The 13,929-nt window shown below is 72.6% G+C and carries 12 protein-coding genes and 1 pseudogene; 7 read left to right on the top strand and 6 right to left on the bottom strand.

All coding sequences use genetic code 11. The features are described from left to right. Window positions 1-2: 2 nt before the first annotated feature. Both ACFVUH_RS05475 and ACFVUH_RS05470 read right to left on the bottom strand, forming a co-directional pair. Entirely contained in the window at window positions 3-2,129 is a 2,127-nt protein-coding gene (locus tag ACFVUH_RS05475) for a prolyl oligopeptidase family serine peptidase (RefSeq protein WP_387911359.1), read from the bottom strand. 67 nt (window positions 2,130-2,196) lie between these two features. Next, window positions 2,197-3,705: a peptide MFS transporter gene (locus ACFVUH_RS05470; protein ID WP_387911357.1), complete on the bottom strand. Its 1,509-nt coding sequence runs from the start codon at window positions 3,703-3,705 to the stop codon at window positions 2,197-2,199. A 325-nt stretch (window positions 3,706-4,030) separates the two neighbouring features. Between ACFVUH_RS05470 and ACFVUH_RS05465 the strand changes: the two genes are divergently transcribed. Then, a complete protein-coding gene (locus ACFVUH_RS05465) occupies window positions 4,031-4,705 on the top strand; it encodes a response regulator transcription factor (RefSeq protein ID WP_344329242.1) in 675 nt (224 codons plus the stop codon). A 52-nt stretch (window positions 4,706-4,757) separates the two neighbouring features. Next, on the top strand, window positions 4,758-6,005 hold the full coding sequence (locus ACFVUH_RS05460) for an ATP-binding protein (RefSeq protein WP_355358815.1): 1,248 nt from the start codon (window positions 4,758-4,760) through the stop codon (window positions 6,003-6,005). A gap of 42 nt (window positions 6,006-6,047) precedes the next feature. Here ACFVUH_RS05460 and ACFVUH_RS05455 read toward each other — a convergent pair. Together ACFVUH_RS05455 and ACFVUH_RS05450 are read right to left on the bottom strand one after the other, a co-directional pair. Continuing rightward, a pseudogene (locus ACFVUH_RS05455) lies at window positions 6,048-6,341 on the bottom strand (ester cyclase); the annotation flags it as partial. Between the two features lie 183 nt (window positions 6,342-6,524). Beyond that, entirely contained in the window at window positions 6,525-7,115 is a 591-nt protein-coding gene (locus tag ACFVUH_RS05450) for a GtrA family protein (RefSeq protein WP_387911354.1), read from the bottom strand. Window positions 7,116-7,403: 288 nt separating this feature from the next. On the opposite strand from ACFVUH_RS05450, the gene ACFVUH_RS05445 reads away from it, so the two are divergent. Genes ACFVUH_RS05445 through ACFVUH_RS05435 form a run of 3 tightly spaced genes read left to right on the top strand, consistent with a single transcriptional unit; the run spans window position 7,404 to window position 10,323 of the window. After that, the gene (locus ACFVUH_RS05445; RefSeq protein ID WP_387911353.1) at window positions 7,404-8,522 is read left to right on the top strand and encodes a 5-(carboxyamino)imidazole ribonucleotide synthase; all 1,119 of its coding nucleotides are present in this window, start codon (window positions 7,404-7,406) and stop codon (window positions 8,520-8,522) included. After that, complete coding sequence (purE, locus tag ACFVUH_RS05440; protein ID WP_387911352.1) at window positions 8,519-9,052, top strand: 5-(carboxyamino)imidazole ribonucleotide mutase; 534 nt, start codon at window positions 8,519-8,521, stop codon at window positions 9,050-9,052. Before ACFVUH_RS05445 ends, purE begins: the two co-directional genes overlap by 4 nt. A gap of 35 nt (window positions 9,053-9,087) precedes the next feature. Continuing rightward, window positions 9,088-10,323: a dipeptidase gene (locus ACFVUH_RS05435; protein ID WP_387911351.1), complete on the top strand. Its 1,236-nt coding sequence runs from the start codon at window positions 9,088-9,090 to the stop codon at window positions 10,321-10,323. A 16-nt stretch (window positions 10,324-10,339) separates the two neighbouring features. Here ACFVUH_RS05435 and ACFVUH_RS05430 read toward each other — a convergent pair whose 3' ends face one another. Together ACFVUH_RS05430 and ACFVUH_RS05425 are read right to left on the bottom strand one after the other, a co-directional pair. Continuing rightward, window positions 10,340-10,753: a CoA-binding protein gene (locus tag ACFVUH_RS05430; RefSeq protein WP_387911350.1), complete on the bottom strand. Its 414-nt coding sequence runs from the start codon at window positions 10,751-10,753 to the stop codon at window positions 10,340-10,342. A gap of 85 nt (window positions 10,754-10,838) precedes the next feature. After that, entirely contained in the window at window positions 10,839-12,176 is a 1,338-nt protein-coding gene (locus ACFVUH_RS05425; RefSeq protein ID WP_355358833.1) for a UDP-glucose/GDP-mannose dehydrogenase family protein, read from the bottom strand. 167 nt (window positions 12,177-12,343) lie between these two features. On the opposite strand from ACFVUH_RS05425, the gene ACFVUH_RS05420 reads away from it, so the two are divergent. Beyond that, window positions 12,344-13,543 (top strand): LCP family protein, encoded by a 1,200-nt coding sequence (locus tag ACFVUH_RS05420; protein WP_387911349.1) that lies wholly within the window; start codon window positions 12,344-12,346, stop codon window positions 13,541-13,543. A gap of 95 nt (window positions 13,544-13,638) precedes the next feature. Further along, window positions 13,639-13,929, top strand: a 291-nt coding sequence (locus ACFVUH_RS05415) for an acyl-CoA dehydrogenase family protein (protein WP_387911348.1), incomplete at its 3' end; no start/stop codon positions are given.

Genomic DNA, 13,929 nt, shown 5'->3' with positions numbered 1-13,929 from the left:
GTTCACCGGCCGAGCTCCAGCGACCTGCGCAGGAAGTCGAGCTCGTGGTGGAGCAGGTGCTCGGCCACCGCCTCGTCGCTCGGCGAGTGGCCGGTGCCGACGAGCGGCAGGACCTCGTGCGGGCGTCCGGCGGCGAGCAGCGCGGCGGACAGCCGCAGGGTGTGGGCGGGCAGCACGTTGTCGTCGGCGAGGCCCTGGATCAGCAGCAGCGGGCGCCGCAGCCCGGGTGCGTCGGGCAGCAGCGAGGCGGCGTCGTACCGCTCGGGGTGCTCGTCGGGGTGGCCGAGGAAGCGTTCCTTCCAGTGGGTGTCGTAGAGCCGGTGGTCGGTGGGGGCGGCTCCGGCGACGGCGGCGTGGAAGACGTCGGGGCGGCGCAGCACGGCGAGGGCGGCCAGGAAGCCGCCGTAGGACCAGCCGCGGACGGCGACCCGGTCGAGGTCGAGCAGTCCGGGACGCTGGGCGGCGGTCGCGTGCAGGGCCTCGACCTGGTCGGCGAGGGCGGGGCCGGCGACGTCCGCGTGGACGGTCTTCTCCCAGCGCGGGCCGCGTCCGGGGGTGCCGCGGCCGTCGACGGCGAGCACGGCGAAGCCCTGGTCGGCGAACCACTGGGAGGTGAGGTCCCACCAGTGCGGGGCGGCGGTGACCTTCTGCATCGCGGGTCCGCCGTAGGGGTCGAGCAGGACGGGCAGCGGGCCGTCCCCGGGGCGGTGGGCGGCGGGCAGGAAGAGCGTGGCGCGCAGCTCGCGGGGGCCGAGGCGGAGCGGCTCGGGGCGGGCGGTGAGGACGGGCGTCTCGGTGTGCGAGGCCAGGGTCCGGACGGGGCGGCCGTCGCGGTGGACGGTGGTGCGGCCGGTGGGCGCGCCGGGCGTGCGTGCGAGGTGGACGAGCGTGCCGTCGCGGCGCGCGCCGGTGTGCACGCCGGGCTCGCGGCTCAGCCGGACGGCGCCCGAGGCCTGGTCCCACGACCACAAATGGGTCTCGGTCGGCTCGTCGGAGGCGGTGAAGAGCACCTGTCCGCCGTCGGTTCCGACCACGGAGCGTATCTGGAGGCCGGGTGGGGTGACGGGCTCGCCGTCGACGGTGAGGTGCCGGGTGTCGCCGCGGTCGGCGCAGTCGACCAGCGCGCCGGCGGCGGTGCGGACGGGCAGGCCGGGGAGCAGTTCGACCCAGTGCTCGTCGCGCCGCTCGGCGAGGACCCGGGTGGCGCCGTCGGTGGGGTCGACGGCGAGGGTGAGCAGGGTGCGCTGGTCGCGGCTCTGCACGGCGGCGTACGGGCCGTGGGCGTCCCAGCCGGCGGCGGTGAGGTACTCGTACCCGGCCCGGTCCCAGCGGACCTCGGTGCGCCCGCCGTCGAGGCCGAGCAGCCAGAGGGTGACCTCGGCGTTGTCGGTGCCGGCCAGGGGGTAGCGGATGACGCGCGGTGCCCGGGCCGGGTCGGCCGGGTCGGCGAGGTGGAGGCGGCGCAGCGGGCGCTCGTCGACCCGGGCGGCCAGCAGCCGGGTGCCGTCGGGGGACCACCAGTGGGCCCGGTGGCGGTGCATGGACTCGGCGGCGACGTGCTCGGGCACGCCGTAGCGGACCTCGGCGTGCTCGGGTTCGGCGAGCGCGCGGTCCGCGCCGCCGTCGGTGTCGACGACCCGCAGGGCGCCGCCGCCGACGTAGGCGATCCGCCGGCCGGTGGGGTCGGGGCGCGGGTCGTACACCTCGGTGGCGGTGGGGAGGCGGCGGACCTCGCCGGTGGCGGTGTCGGCGAGCCAGAGGCCGCCGCCGAGGGCGAAGGCGGCGAGCCGGCCGGCGGCGTCGGTGGCGTACGCGGTGATGCCGTGGGCGTGGACGCGGGCGCGTTCGCGGCGGATCCGTTCGGCCTCGGGCAGCTCGGCGTCGGAGCGGCCGGCGCCGAGGGCGGCGGGGTCGGCGAGCAGGCGTTCCTCGCCGCTGTCGGTGTCCAGGGCCCAGAGGCAGGTGACGGGGTCGTCGCCGCCCCGGCTGCGCAGGAAGAGCACGGTGCGCCCGTCGGCGCCGATGGCCGGCTGGGCGGGGGCGCCGAGGGTGAGGCGCCGGGTGCGGGCGAGCTGGCGGGGGAGCGAATCGGTCGGCAGGGAGTCGGCTGGCACGGAGTCGGTCGGCATGGGGCACCGTAGGCATACCCGCGGGCCGTGGTCGAGGGGATAAGAAGACGACCGGGTGAGGCAGGCGTCAGTGGACGTCGCCCATCAGCTGCACGACCTTGCGGCGGTACGCGTAGAGGGCCAGGCCGGCGACGATCGCCATGCCGCCCTGGACCGCGAAGTACCAGGTCGAGCCGACCACGCTGTCGCCGAGGACCAGCTGGAAGATGGCCGCGACGCAGTCGCCGGCGGTGACGGCGAGGAACCAGACGCCCATCATCTGGCTGGCGTACTTGGTCGGGGCCAGCTTGGTGGTGACGGACAGGCCGACGGGGGAGAGGGTCAGCTCGCCGACGGTCTGGATGAGGTAGACCATGGCCAGCCAGAGCGGCGTGACGTTGGCACCACCGGAGGCGGCGGCCATGGCCAGCATCATGACCATGAACGAGACGCCGATCATCAGCAGGCCGAAGGAGAACTTCGCCGTGGTGCTGGGGTTCTTGGAGCGGCGCGAGAGCGCCACCCAGATCCAGGCGAAGACCGGGGCCAGGGCCATGATGTACAGCGGGTTGAGCGACTGGAACCAGCTGGACGGGAAGTCGAAGCCGAACAGCGTGGACGAGGTGTGGTCCTGCGCGAAGATGTTCAGCGTCGAGCCGGACTGGTCGTAGATCATCCAGAACACGGCGGCGGCGACGAAGAACCAGATGTAGCCGCTCATCCGGGACTGCTCGGTCGCGTCGAGCTCCTTGTCGCGCTTCACCTTGGCGAAGACGAAGACCGGGATCGCCAGGCCCGCGATGGACAGCGGCCAGATCGCCCAGTTGATGGTGAAGTGGCCGGTCAGCGCGACGATCGCGTAGAAGACGACGGCGGCGGCGAGCCAGGCGCCGGCCTTCTTGAAGATGGCGCTCTTCTCGGCGGCCGAGATCGGCGAGGTGACCACGTTGCTCTTGGGGCTCAGGTGGCGGGTGCCGAACAGGAACTGGGTGAGGCCCAGGGCCATGCCGACGCCGGCGAGGGCGAAGCCGAGGTGCCAGTTCACGTTCTGGCCGATGGTGCCGATGACCAGCGGGGCGGCGAAGGCACCGAGGTTGATGCCCATGTAGAAGATCGTGAAGCCGCCGTCCCGGCGCGGGTCGTTGGGCCCGTCGTAGAGGTGGCCGACCATCGTGGAGATGTTCGCCTTGAGCAGGCCGGAGCCGATCGCGATGAACACGAGGCCGCCGAAGAACGAGACGCTGACCGGCAGGGCCAACAGGAAGTGGCCGATCATGATGATCGAGCCGCCGAGGGCGACGGTCTTCCGGGCACCGAGGAAGCGGTCGGCGATCCAGCCGCCCGGGAGGGCCAGCAGGTAGACCATCGCGGTGTACACGCTGTACACCGCGGAGGCGGTGGCGAGCTTCATGCCGAGACCGCCGTCGGTGACGGAGGCGGTCATGTAGAGCACCAGCAGGGCACGCATGCCGTAGTAGCTGAAGCGCTCCCACATCTCGCTCATGAAGAGCGTGGCGAGGCCCCGGGGGTGCCCGAGGAAGGTCTTGCCGCCGGGAGAGGCCGACTGAACGCCGGACTCCATGGTCGTAGACGCCATGAGTAGTGGTTCCTTGCCTGACAGCGTCCGCCAAGGGTGGCGGCGGACGGGACAGAACCACTCTACGTGGCGACATTTGGCGTTATCAGCTGACAAAAGAGGCCAATTAGGTATGCCGATGGTAAAGACAGCGACAGATTCACCTTATTGATCCATGGTGGGACAGGCAAAATCCCTTCGGTTTCAAGATCAAAGCGAAGGATCTTCGCCGAACGGGCGGCTCGGGCGTGTCGGTTGAGGCATGTTCGCGCTCCGTATAACGATCACGCAGTGTGAACTACCTCACGGGGCCGACGGGTATTCCCCGGCGGACTACCATCACCACATGACCTGTGTGCTGCTCGCCGAGGACGACCCGGCGATCTCCGAACCGCTCGCCCGGGCACTGCGACGCGAGGGCTACGAGGTGCTCGTCCGCGAGGACGGTCCGTCCGCACTGGCCGCGGGGCTCGGCGAGGAGGTCGACCTCATCGTCCTGGACCTCGGCCTGCCCGAGATGGACGGGCTGGAGGTCTGCCGCCGGCTGCGCGCGGACGGCCGCAGCTGCCCCGTCCTGGTGCTCACCGCCCGCGCCGACGAGGTCGACACGGTCGTCGGCCTGGACGCCGGCGCCGACGACTACGTCACCAAGCCCTTCCGCCTCGCCGAGCTGCTCGCCCGCGTCCGGGCCCTGCTGCGGCGCGGCAACGTCGACCAGCTCACCACCGGCGCGCACGGCGTCAAGATCGACATCGAGTCGCACCGCGCCTGGCTCGGCGAGGAGGAGCTCACCCTCTCCGCCAAGGAGTTCGAGCTGCTGCGGGTGCTCGTCCGGGACGCCGGCCGGGTGGTCACCCGCGAGGAGATCATGCGGCAGGTCTGGGACACCACCTGGTGGACCTCCACCAAGACCCTGGACATGCACATCTCCTGGCTGCGCAAGAAGCTCGGCGACGATGCGGCCAACCCCCGCTACATCGCCACCGTGCGCGGAGTGGGGTTCCGCTTCGAGAAGAATTAGAGGTCAGCGGGCATCCCGGCCGGGGGCGTCCATCACCACGGGGAGCCGCGGCGTGAAACGCCGGATGATCAACTCGCTGCTGTGCGTCGTCCTGGTGGTGGTCGTGGTGTTCTGCGTCCCGCTCGCCCTGGTCGAGAAGCGCACCATCGTCAACAGCGCCCAGGACCGGGTGGACGCCGCCGCCGTCCGGGTGCTCGCCCTGGTGGAGAACCGGCTCGCCGCCCAGGAGCCGGTCACCGGGGACAAGTTCGCCAACCAGGTCTCCGAGGGCCAGTACGTCGAGGTCGACATCCCCGGCCAGGGGATCGTCTCCAGCGGCGAGCGGCCCGACAACGGCCACCTGCTCAAGGCCGTCGAGCGCGGCGCCAGCGGCGAGACCGTGACCGTCGAGCAGTCCCGCGAGGCGGTCGACCACGAGATCGCCAACATGCTGCTGCTGCTCGGCGTGGTCGCGCTGCTCGCCGTGCAGGCCGCCGTCGCCCTCGCCGTCTGGCAGGCCAAGCGGCTGGCCCGCCCGCTCACCGACCTCGCCGAGACCGCCGAACGGCTCGGCTCCGGCGACCCGCGCCCGCGCGACCGCCGCTACGGGGTGCCCGAGCTCGACCGGGTCGCCGAGGTGCTCGACACCAGCGCCGAGCGGATCGCCCGGATGCTCACCGCCGAACGCCGGCTCGCCGCCGACGCCTCGCACCAGCTGCGCACCCCGCTGACGGCGCTCTCCATGCGGCTGGAGGAGATCACCGCGGTCGCCGAGGATCCGGAGACCGTCAAGGAGGAGGCCACCATCGCCCTCCAGCAGGTCGAGCGGCTCACCGACGTCGTCCAGCGGCTGCTCACCACCCAGCGCGACCCGCGCAGCCCCACCGCCGTCGCCTTCGACCTCGACGACGTGGTCAAGCAGCAGATCGAGGAGTGGGGGCCGTCGCTGCGCGGCACCGGCCGGGTGCTCCAGGTGGAGGGCCTGCACGGGGTCATCGCGGTCGGCACCCCCGGCACGGTCGCCCAGGTGCTGGCCACCCTGATCGAGAACTCGCTGATGCACGGCGCCGGCACGATCACCCTGCGGGTGCGGCCGTCCGGGACGTCGGTGGTCGTCGAGGTGCAGGACGAGGGCCCCGGGGTGCCGGCCGAGCTGGGCAACCGGGTCTTCGAGCGCGCCGTCAGCGGCCGCAACTCGACCGGCATCGGCCTCGCCGTCGCCCGCGACCTCGCGGAGGCGGACGGCGGGCGGCTGGAGCTGCTCTCGCTGCGGCCGGCGGTGTTCGCGCTCTTCCTGGGCCGCAGCCAGCGCGAGGGGTGATCCCCGGCGGACGGGTCCGGGGCGGGGGTCGGAGCTCGGTCAGAGCTTGGCGTCCCGGACCACGTCGAGGTCGGTGAAGGTGGGCGGCGCGTCGCAGAGCGCGACCATCTCGCGGTAGATCCGGTCGGTCTCCGGCAGGCCCGAGTTGCGCATCGCGGCCTCGTACGAGGGGAACTCGACGATCTCCACCACGTGCCGCGGGTCGGAGCGGTCGGTGCCGACCAGGGCGTGGTCGACGGTCCGCCGACCCTCGGTCTGCTCGACCCAGCGGTCCAGCAGGCCGTTGAGTTCGTCGAGGTGGTCGGTGCGGCAGTCGATGAGCTGGACGAAGGTCATGGCGAGCCTCCTGCGTCCCCCGCGGCCTCGATCGTTCGCCGGCCGTGCTCGCCCTCCGTCACCACTGTCCTCCGGCGGCGGCCGGGGCGCCAACCGGGGCGCCGGGCGTCCGCGTCGGGCAGCGGTGTCGGGCAGCGGTGCCGGGCGGGGACGCCGGGGGCGCCGGGGGCGCCGGGTGGCGGCCTACTCGGCCTTGGCGTAGCGGATCTGCTCGGCGGCCAGCATCAGCTCGGCCTGGGCGACCACGGCGGCGGCCGGTGCGTCCGAGGCCTGCGGGGCGTCCGACGCGGCCTGCGCGCGGGCCTCGGCGAGCTGCTCCTCGGTCGGCTCCGGGACGGCCTTGAACACCCAGGTCCGGTAGGAGATGAAGCGGAACACCGTGCCGAGCGCCAGGCCGAGCACCTTCGCGGCCAGCTGCTCGAAGTGGGAGGAGAGCCCCAGCACGTAGACCGAGAAGCCGAGCACCCCGGTCTCGATCAGCATGCCGGCGCCGCTGAACACCAGGAACAGCGTGATCTCCCGCTTGCGCGAGGCGGCGTCGCGGTCCCGGTACAGCCAGTAGCGGTAGCCCAGGTAGTTGGTGGCGATCGCGACCAGCGTGGCGGCGATGTTGGAGCGCAGCGAGGCCAGGTGGAGGCCGTTCAGGCAGACCCAGAAGACGGCGAAGTTCACCACCACGCCGCTGAGGCCGACCAGACCGAACTTCACCGCCTCGCCCGACAGGCCGCGCAGCTTCTGCGCCAGCGAGGGGTTCGACCCCGTGGTCGTCGCCATACCGGGCTGCCTCCGTGTGCCTGCGTGCCTGCGGACGGAAGGGTGCCGAGGCCTGAGTGCCGTCAACCCCTTGAGCCCTGCGTGCACACACATGATCGGATCGCGCGTACCAGGACCTAGCCGACCAGGCTACCCGGTTACACCGATCGGCTCAGCACCCCTGACGCGTCCACCCGGGTCCACCCACCGGGACGCCGTTGCGCGGGGAGCGGTTCCACGGCCTCCGACCGGCCCGGATATCCTGGCGGGGTGACTTCCCCGGGCAACGCGAATTTTCCAGTGGTGGGCATGATCGGCGGCGGGCAGCTTGCCCGCATGGCACACCAGGCGGGCATCCCGCTCGGGATCCGGTTCAAGCTCCTCGCCGACACTCCCCAGGACTCGGCCGCGCAGGTCGTCTCCGACGTCGTCCTCGGCGACTACCGCGACCTCGACACCCTCCGGCGCTTCGCCGAGGGCTGCGACGTCATCACCTTCGACCACGAGCACGTGCCGACCGAGCACCTGCGGGCCCTGCAGGCCGACGGCGTCGCCGTCCGGCCCGGCCCGGACGCGCTGGTCAACGCCCAGGACAAGGGCGTGATGCGGGCCAGGCTGGACTCCATCGGCGTCCCCTGCCCCCGGCACCGGATCGTCGCCGACCCGGCCGACGTGACCGCCTTCGCGAACGAGGGCACGGGTTACCCGGTGGTCCTCAAGACCGTCCGCGGCGGCTACGACGGCAAGGGCGTCTGGGTGGTCGGCGACGAGGAGCAGGCCGCGGCCCCGTTCCTGGCCGGCGTCCCGGTGCTCGCCGAGGAGAAGGTCGACTTCGTCCGCGAGCTGGCCGCCAACGTGGTGCGCTCGCCCAGTGGCCAGGCCGTCGCCTACCCGGTCGTGGAGAGCGTCCAGGAGAACGGCGTCTGCGCCGAGGTCACCGCCCCGGCGCCGGACCTCGACCCCGCGCTGTCCGACGAGGCCCAGCAGCTCGCCCTGCGGATCGCCGGCGAGCTGGACATCACCGGCCACCTCGCCGTCGAGCTGTTCCAGACCCGCGACGGCCGGATCCTGGTCAACGAGCTGGCCATGCGGCCGCACAACTCCGGGCACTGGAGCCAGGACGGCGCCGTCACCTCGCAGTTCGAGAACCACCTGCGGGCCGTCCTCGACCTGCCGCTCGGCGACCCCCGGCCGCGCGCCAGGTGGACCGTCATGGTCAACGTCCTGGGCGGCGACTACCCGGACATGTACCACGCCTTCCTGCACTGCATGGCCCGCGACCCCGGCCTGCGGATCCACATGTACGGCAAGGACGTGAAGCCCGGCCGCAAGGTCGGCCACGTCAACGTCTTCGGGGACGACCTCGACGACGTCCGCGAGCGCGCCCGCCACGCGGCCGCCTACCTGCGAGGAACGATCACCGAATGACCTCTTCCACCACCCCGGTTGTCGGCATCGTCATGGGCTCGGACTCCGACTGGCCGGTGATGGAGGCCGCCGCGCAGGCCCTCGACGAGTTCGAGATCCCCTACGAGGTCGACGTCGTCTCCGCGCACCGGATGCCGCGCGAGATGGTGGCCTACGGCGAGAACGCCCACAAGCGCGGGCTGAAGGCGATCATCGCCGGTGCCGGCGGCGCCGCCCACCTGCCGGGCATGCTCGCCTCGGTCACCCCGCTGCCGGTGATCGGCGTGCCGGTCCCGCTGCGCTACCTGGACGGCATGGACAGCCTGCTGTCGATCGTGCAGATGCCGGCCGGTGTGCCGGTGGCCACCGTCTCGGTGGCGGGCGCGCGCAACGCGGGCCTGCTGGCGGTGCGGATGCTGGCCGCCTTCGACCCGGAGCTGACCGAGCGGATGACCGACTTCCAGACCGAGCTGAACGCCCAGGCCACCGAGAAGGGCAAGAAGCTGCGCGCCAAGGTGGCGGGTTCGGCGTCCTTCGGCTTCGGGAAGTAGTCACAAAAGTAGTTCTGTCGGATACAACAGCTCGTATGACCTCAGAGCCGCTGGATCCCACCCTCGCCGACGACGCCGCCCTGCTGGAGCGCGCCCGGGCCGTCCTGCGTGCCACCCCCGTGGTGGACGGCCACAACGACCTCCCCTGGGCGATGCGCGAGCAGGTCGGCTACGACCTCGACGCGCTCGACCTGGCCGCCGACCAGAGCGACCGTCTGCACACCGACCTCGCCCGCCTCACCGCGGGCGGGGTCGGCGCGCAGTTCTGGTCCGTCTACGTGCCCAGCCGGCTCGCCGGGGACCACGCGGTCAGCGCCACCCTCGAACAGATCGACTTCGTCCACGCCCTGGTCGACCGCTTCCCCGACCGGCTGCGGCTCGCGCTCACCGCCGACGACCTGGAGGCCGCCCGCGCCGAGGGCCGCATCGCCTCCCTCATCGGCGCCGAGGGCGGCCACTCCGTCGACTGCTCGCTCGCCACCCTGCGCGCCCTGTACGCGCTCGGCGTCCGGTACATGACGCTCACCCACAACGACAACACCCCGTGGGCCGACTCCGCCACCGACAAGCCCGTCGCCGGCGGCCTCACCGCCTTCGGCGAGGAGGTCGTCCGGGAGATGAACCGGGTCGGCATGCTCGTCGACCTCTCGCACGTCTCCGCCGACACCATGCGCGACGCCCTGCGGGTCAGCGAGGCGCCCGTGATCTTCTCGCACTCCTCCTCGCGCGCCGTCTGCGCCCACCCGCGCAACGTCCCCGACGACGTGCTCGCGCAGCTCCCCGGCAACGGCGGCGTGGCGATGGCCACCTTCGTGCCCAAGTTCATCCTGCCCGCGGCCATCGAGTGGACCGCCGCCGCGGACGAGAACATGCGCGCCCACGGCTTCGACCACCTGGACACCACCCCCGCCGCGATGGCCTGCCAGCGCGCCTTCGAGCAGGCCAACCCGCGCCCGGTCGCCACCGTCGCCACCGTCGCCGACCACCTCGACCACATGCGCGAGGTCGCCGGCGTCGACCACATCGGCATCGGCGGCGACTACGACGGCACCGCCTTCCTCCCGGACGGCCTCGACGACGTCGCCGGCTACCCCAACCTGATCGCCGAGCTGCTCCGCCGCGGCTGGTCCGACACCGACCTCTCCAAGCTCACCTGGCACAACGCCGTCCGCGTCCTGCGCGACGCCGAATCCACCGCCACCCGCCTCCGCACCGAGGGCCGCCCCCGCTCCCTCGCCACCCTCGACGGCCTCGACGGCCTCGCGGGCTGACCCGGGAGCGGCCGGCTCAGCCCAGCGCCGGGATCTCGATGGCCGGGCAGCGGTCCATGACCATCTCCACCCCGGCGGCGGTGGTCCGCTCGTACGCGGCCTCGTCGACCACGCCGAGCTGGAACCAGACCGCCCCGGCGCCGACGGCCACCGCCTGGTCGGCGACCGGGCCCGCCAGCTCGCTGTTCACGAAGACGTCCACCACGTCGACCGGGAAGGGGATCTCGGCGAGCGAGCGGTAGCCCTGCTCGCCGAGGACCGTCTCGGCCTTCGGGTGGACGGGCACGATCCGCTTGCCGTAGCGCTGCAGCACCTGGGCCACCCGGTAGGCGGCGCGGGCGGTGTTGGTGGACAGGCCGACCACCGCCCAGGTGTCGCCCTTGGCGGTGAGGATCGAGCGGACCGTCGCTTCGTCGCCGTAGTTCGTCATGACCGGGGCAACGACCGGCCCCGGTCGGGGATTCCCGCCGCGGTTCCCGGTGCGGTTCCTGCCGGGGACCGCGGCGGGACCCGGGTCAGCTGGGGCGGCCGAGGGCGCGGTAGGTCCAGCCGGCGGCGCGCCAGGCGTCGGCGTCGAGCACGTTGCGTCCGTCGAGGAGGCGGCGCTCGGCGACCACCGCGCCCAGCTCGGCCGGGTCGAGGCTGCGGAACTCCTGCCACTCGGTGAGGTGCAGGACGACGTGCGCGCCCTCGGCGGCCTCCAGCGCCGAGGGCGCGTAGGCCAGGCCCGGGAACATCTTGCGGGCGTTGTCCATCGCCTTGGGGTCGTAGACGGTGACCTGCGCGCCCTGCAGCTGGATCTGGGCGGCGACGTTGAGCGCGGGCGAGTCCCGGATGTCGTCCGAGTTGGGCTTGAACGCGGCGCCGAGGACGGCGACCCGACGGCCCAGGAAGCCGCCGTCGCACTGCTCGCGGGCCAGCTCGACCATCCGGGAGCGGCGGCGCATGTTGATCGAGTCGACCTCGCGCAGGAAGGTCAGCGCCTGGTCGGCGCCCAGCTCGCCGGCCCGCGCCATGAACGCCCGGATGTCCTTGGGCAGGCAGCCGCCGCCGAAGCCCAGGCCGGAGTTGAGGAACTTGCCGCCGATCCGCTCGTCCAGCGCGAGCGCCGCGCTCAGCTGGGTGACGTCGGCGCCGGCCGCCTCGCAGACCTCCGCCATCGCGTTGATGAAGGAGATCTTGGTGGCCAGGAAGGAGTTGGCGGCGGTCTTCACCAGTTCGGCGGTCGCGTAGTCGGTGACCAGGAACGGCACCCCGGAGGCGATCGGCTCGGCGTACACCTCGCGCAGCAGCCGCTCGGCGCGCTCGCTGCGGGCGCCGACCACGATCCGGTCCGGGCGCAGGGTGTCCTGGACGGCGAAGCCCTCGCGCAGGAACTCCGGGTTCCAGGCCAGTTCGGCGCCCTCGCCGACCGGGGCCAGCGCGGCCAGCCGCTCCGCCAGCCGGCCCGCCGAGCCGACCGGCACGGTGGACTTGCCGACCACCAGCACCGGGCGGGTCAGGTGCGGGGCGAGCGCGTCGATCGCGGTGTCCACGTACGACATGTCGGCGGCGAACTCGCCCTTGCGCTGCGGGGTGTTGACGCAGACGAAGTGCACGTCGCCGAACTCCGCGGCCTCCTCGGCGGAGGTGGTGAAGCGCAGTCGTCCGGTCGAACCCTCGTGCCCGGCCACGTGCTTGAGCAGCAGTTCGGACAGGCCCGGCTCGTACATCGGGACCTTGCCGGCGGTCAGGGTGGCGATCTTCTCCGGGTCGATGTCCAGCCCCAGCACCTCGAAGCCGAACTCCGCCATGGCGGCGGCGTGGGTGGCGCCGAGATAGCCGGTGCCGATCACGGAGATGCGGAGGGTCACGGTTTCCCCTTCGGGCGGGCGTCGGGCGGCACGGCTCCGGGTGGTGGCCGCGCCCACCGATGCTATCCGGCCCTACAGGAGGACCCGGACCGTCCCTGCGGGCCCCGGTTTCGGCCGATGTCCGCAAAGCCCCGCGCGGGGGCCGGGGCCGACGGCACAATACGCGCATGGAGCCGGAGGACGAGCGGTCGGGCGAGCCCGTGCGGCGGCCGGACCCGTCCGGGCTGAGCCTCTTCGAACCGAGGGAGCAGCCGGCGGAGCGGCCGGGGGAGCCGGGGGAGCCGGGCCAGGGATCTGACGGCGAGTCCGACGGCCGATCCGACGGCGGATCCGGGAAATCCCGGCGCCGCCGCACCCGGCGGGTGCTGCTCTGGACCGTCTCCACCCTGCTCGCGCTCGTTCTCGGCGCCTGCGGCGCCCTCTGGTGGACGGCCGAGCACTACGCCTCCTCCGTCCACCGCATCCCGGACGCCTTCCCGGCCGTGCCGGAGTCCGCCCAGCCGAAGCCCGTCCCGGGCAGCGGCCTCAACTTCCTGCTGGTCGGTCTGGACGCCCGCTCCGACACCCCCACCACCGGTAGCGCCGCCAAGGCCCCGGCCTGGCAGGCCGGCGCGGCCCGCAGCGACACCATGATGCTGCTGCACCTCTCCGAGGACCGGGGCTCCGCCACCCTGGTCTCGCTGCCCCGCGACACCTGGGTGCCGGTGCCCGGCCACGGCGAGGCCAAGCTGAACGCCGCCTACTCCTGGGGCGGCCCGGCGCTGATGACCGAGACGGTGCAGAACCTCACCGGCATCCGCGTCGACCACCTCGCGGTGATCGACTGGAACGGCTTCCGCGCCCTCACCGACGCGGTCGGCGGCGTCGACATCACCATCCCGCGCACCATCGAGGGCGTCGGCGAGGCCCGCGCCTGGGAGGCCGGCACCCACCACATGGACGGCGCCACCGCGCTGCTCTACGTCCGCGAGCGCTACGGCCTGCCCGGCGGCGACCTCGACCGCACCAAGCGCCAGCAGAACTTCCTGCGGGCGCTGATGCTCAAGGTGATGGATTCCGGCACGCTCTCCGGTCCGGCGCGGCTCGGCGGTCTGCTGGGCACGGTCGGCGAGGTGGTCAGCGTCGACGACCGGCTCTCCAACACCGACCTGTTCCAGCTCGCCTGGAGCCTGCGCTCGTTGCGCGCGGACGGCGTGCGCTTCCTGAACGCGCCGTTCGGCGGCTTCGCGACCCGGGGCGAGCAGAGCGTGGTGCTGCTGGCCGAGCACCCGGCGGAGCGGCTCTGGGAGGCGATCCGCAACGACCGCACCGAGCAGTACTTCCAGGAGCACCGCGTCGGCGACACCCTCGGTGCGGACGTCGACTGACCCGCCAGAGAGGAGCTAGGCAGCCGCAGGTCGGAGCCCTAGGATTCTACTGAACGGTAGTTAACCGGAATCGACTCTCCGAAGAGGCGGGCATCATGGCGGGCAGCGCAGGGGCGGCGGACTTCGATCTCTTCCGGATCTCCGAGGAGCACGAGATGCTGCGTGAGGCGGTGCGTTCGCTGGCCGAGGCGAAGATCGCTCCGTTCGCGGCGGAGGTGGACGAGCAGGGGCGGTTCCCGCAGGAGGCGTTGGAGGCGTTGCGGGGCAATGACCTGCACGCGGTGCATGTGTCGGAGGAGTTCGGGGGTGCGGGGGCGGACGCGCTGGCGACGGTGATCGTGATCGAGGAGGTGGCGCGGGTGTGCGCCTCGTCGTCGTTGATCCCG

Origin of the sequence: Kitasatospora sp. NPDC058032, from assembly GCF_042885845.1 — a bacterium.
Taxonomy (GTDB): domain Bacteria; phylum Actinomycetota; class Actinomycetes; order Streptomycetales; family Streptomycetaceae; genus Kitasatospora.
This window is presented reverse-complemented; position numbering and strand designations above follow the sequence as displayed.

Bases quoted from the DNA above. Each gene is read 5' to 3' on its own strand.
- ACFVUH_RS05475 (WP_387911359.1), bottom strand. From the start codon at position 2,129: ATGCCGACCGACTCCGTGCCAGCCGACTCCCTGCCGACCGATTCGCTC.
- ACFVUH_RS05470 (WP_387911357.1), bottom strand. From the start codon at position 3,705: ATGGCGTCTACGACCATGGAGTCCGGCGTTCAGTCGGCCTCTCCCGGC.
- ACFVUH_RS05465 (WP_344329242.1), top strand. From the start codon at position 4,031: ATGACCTGTGTGCTGCTCGCCGAGGACGACCCGGCGATCTCCGAACCG.
- ACFVUH_RS05450 (WP_387911354.1), bottom strand. From the start codon at position 7,115: ATGGCGACGACCACGGGGTCGAACCCCTCGCTGGCGCAGAAGCTGCGC.
- ACFVUH_RS05445 (WP_387911353.1), top strand. From the start codon at position 7,404: ATGATCGGCGGCGGGCAGCTTGCCCGCATGGCACACCAGGCGGGCATC.
- purE (WP_387911352.1), top strand. From the start codon at position 8,519: ATGACCTCTTCCACCACCCCGGTTGTCGGCATCGTCATGGGCTCGGAC.
- ACFVUH_RS05435 (WP_387911351.1), top strand. From the start codon at position 9,088: ATGACCTCAGAGCCGCTGGATCCCACCCTCGCCGACGACGCCGCCCTG.
- ACFVUH_RS05430 (WP_387911350.1), bottom strand. From the start codon at position 10,753: ATGACGAACTACGGCGACGAAGCGACGGTCCGCTCGATCCTCACCGCC.
- ACFVUH_RS05420 (WP_387911349.1), top strand. From the start codon at position 12,344: ATGGAGCCGGAGGACGAGCGGTCGGGCGAGCCCGTGCGGCGGCCGGAC.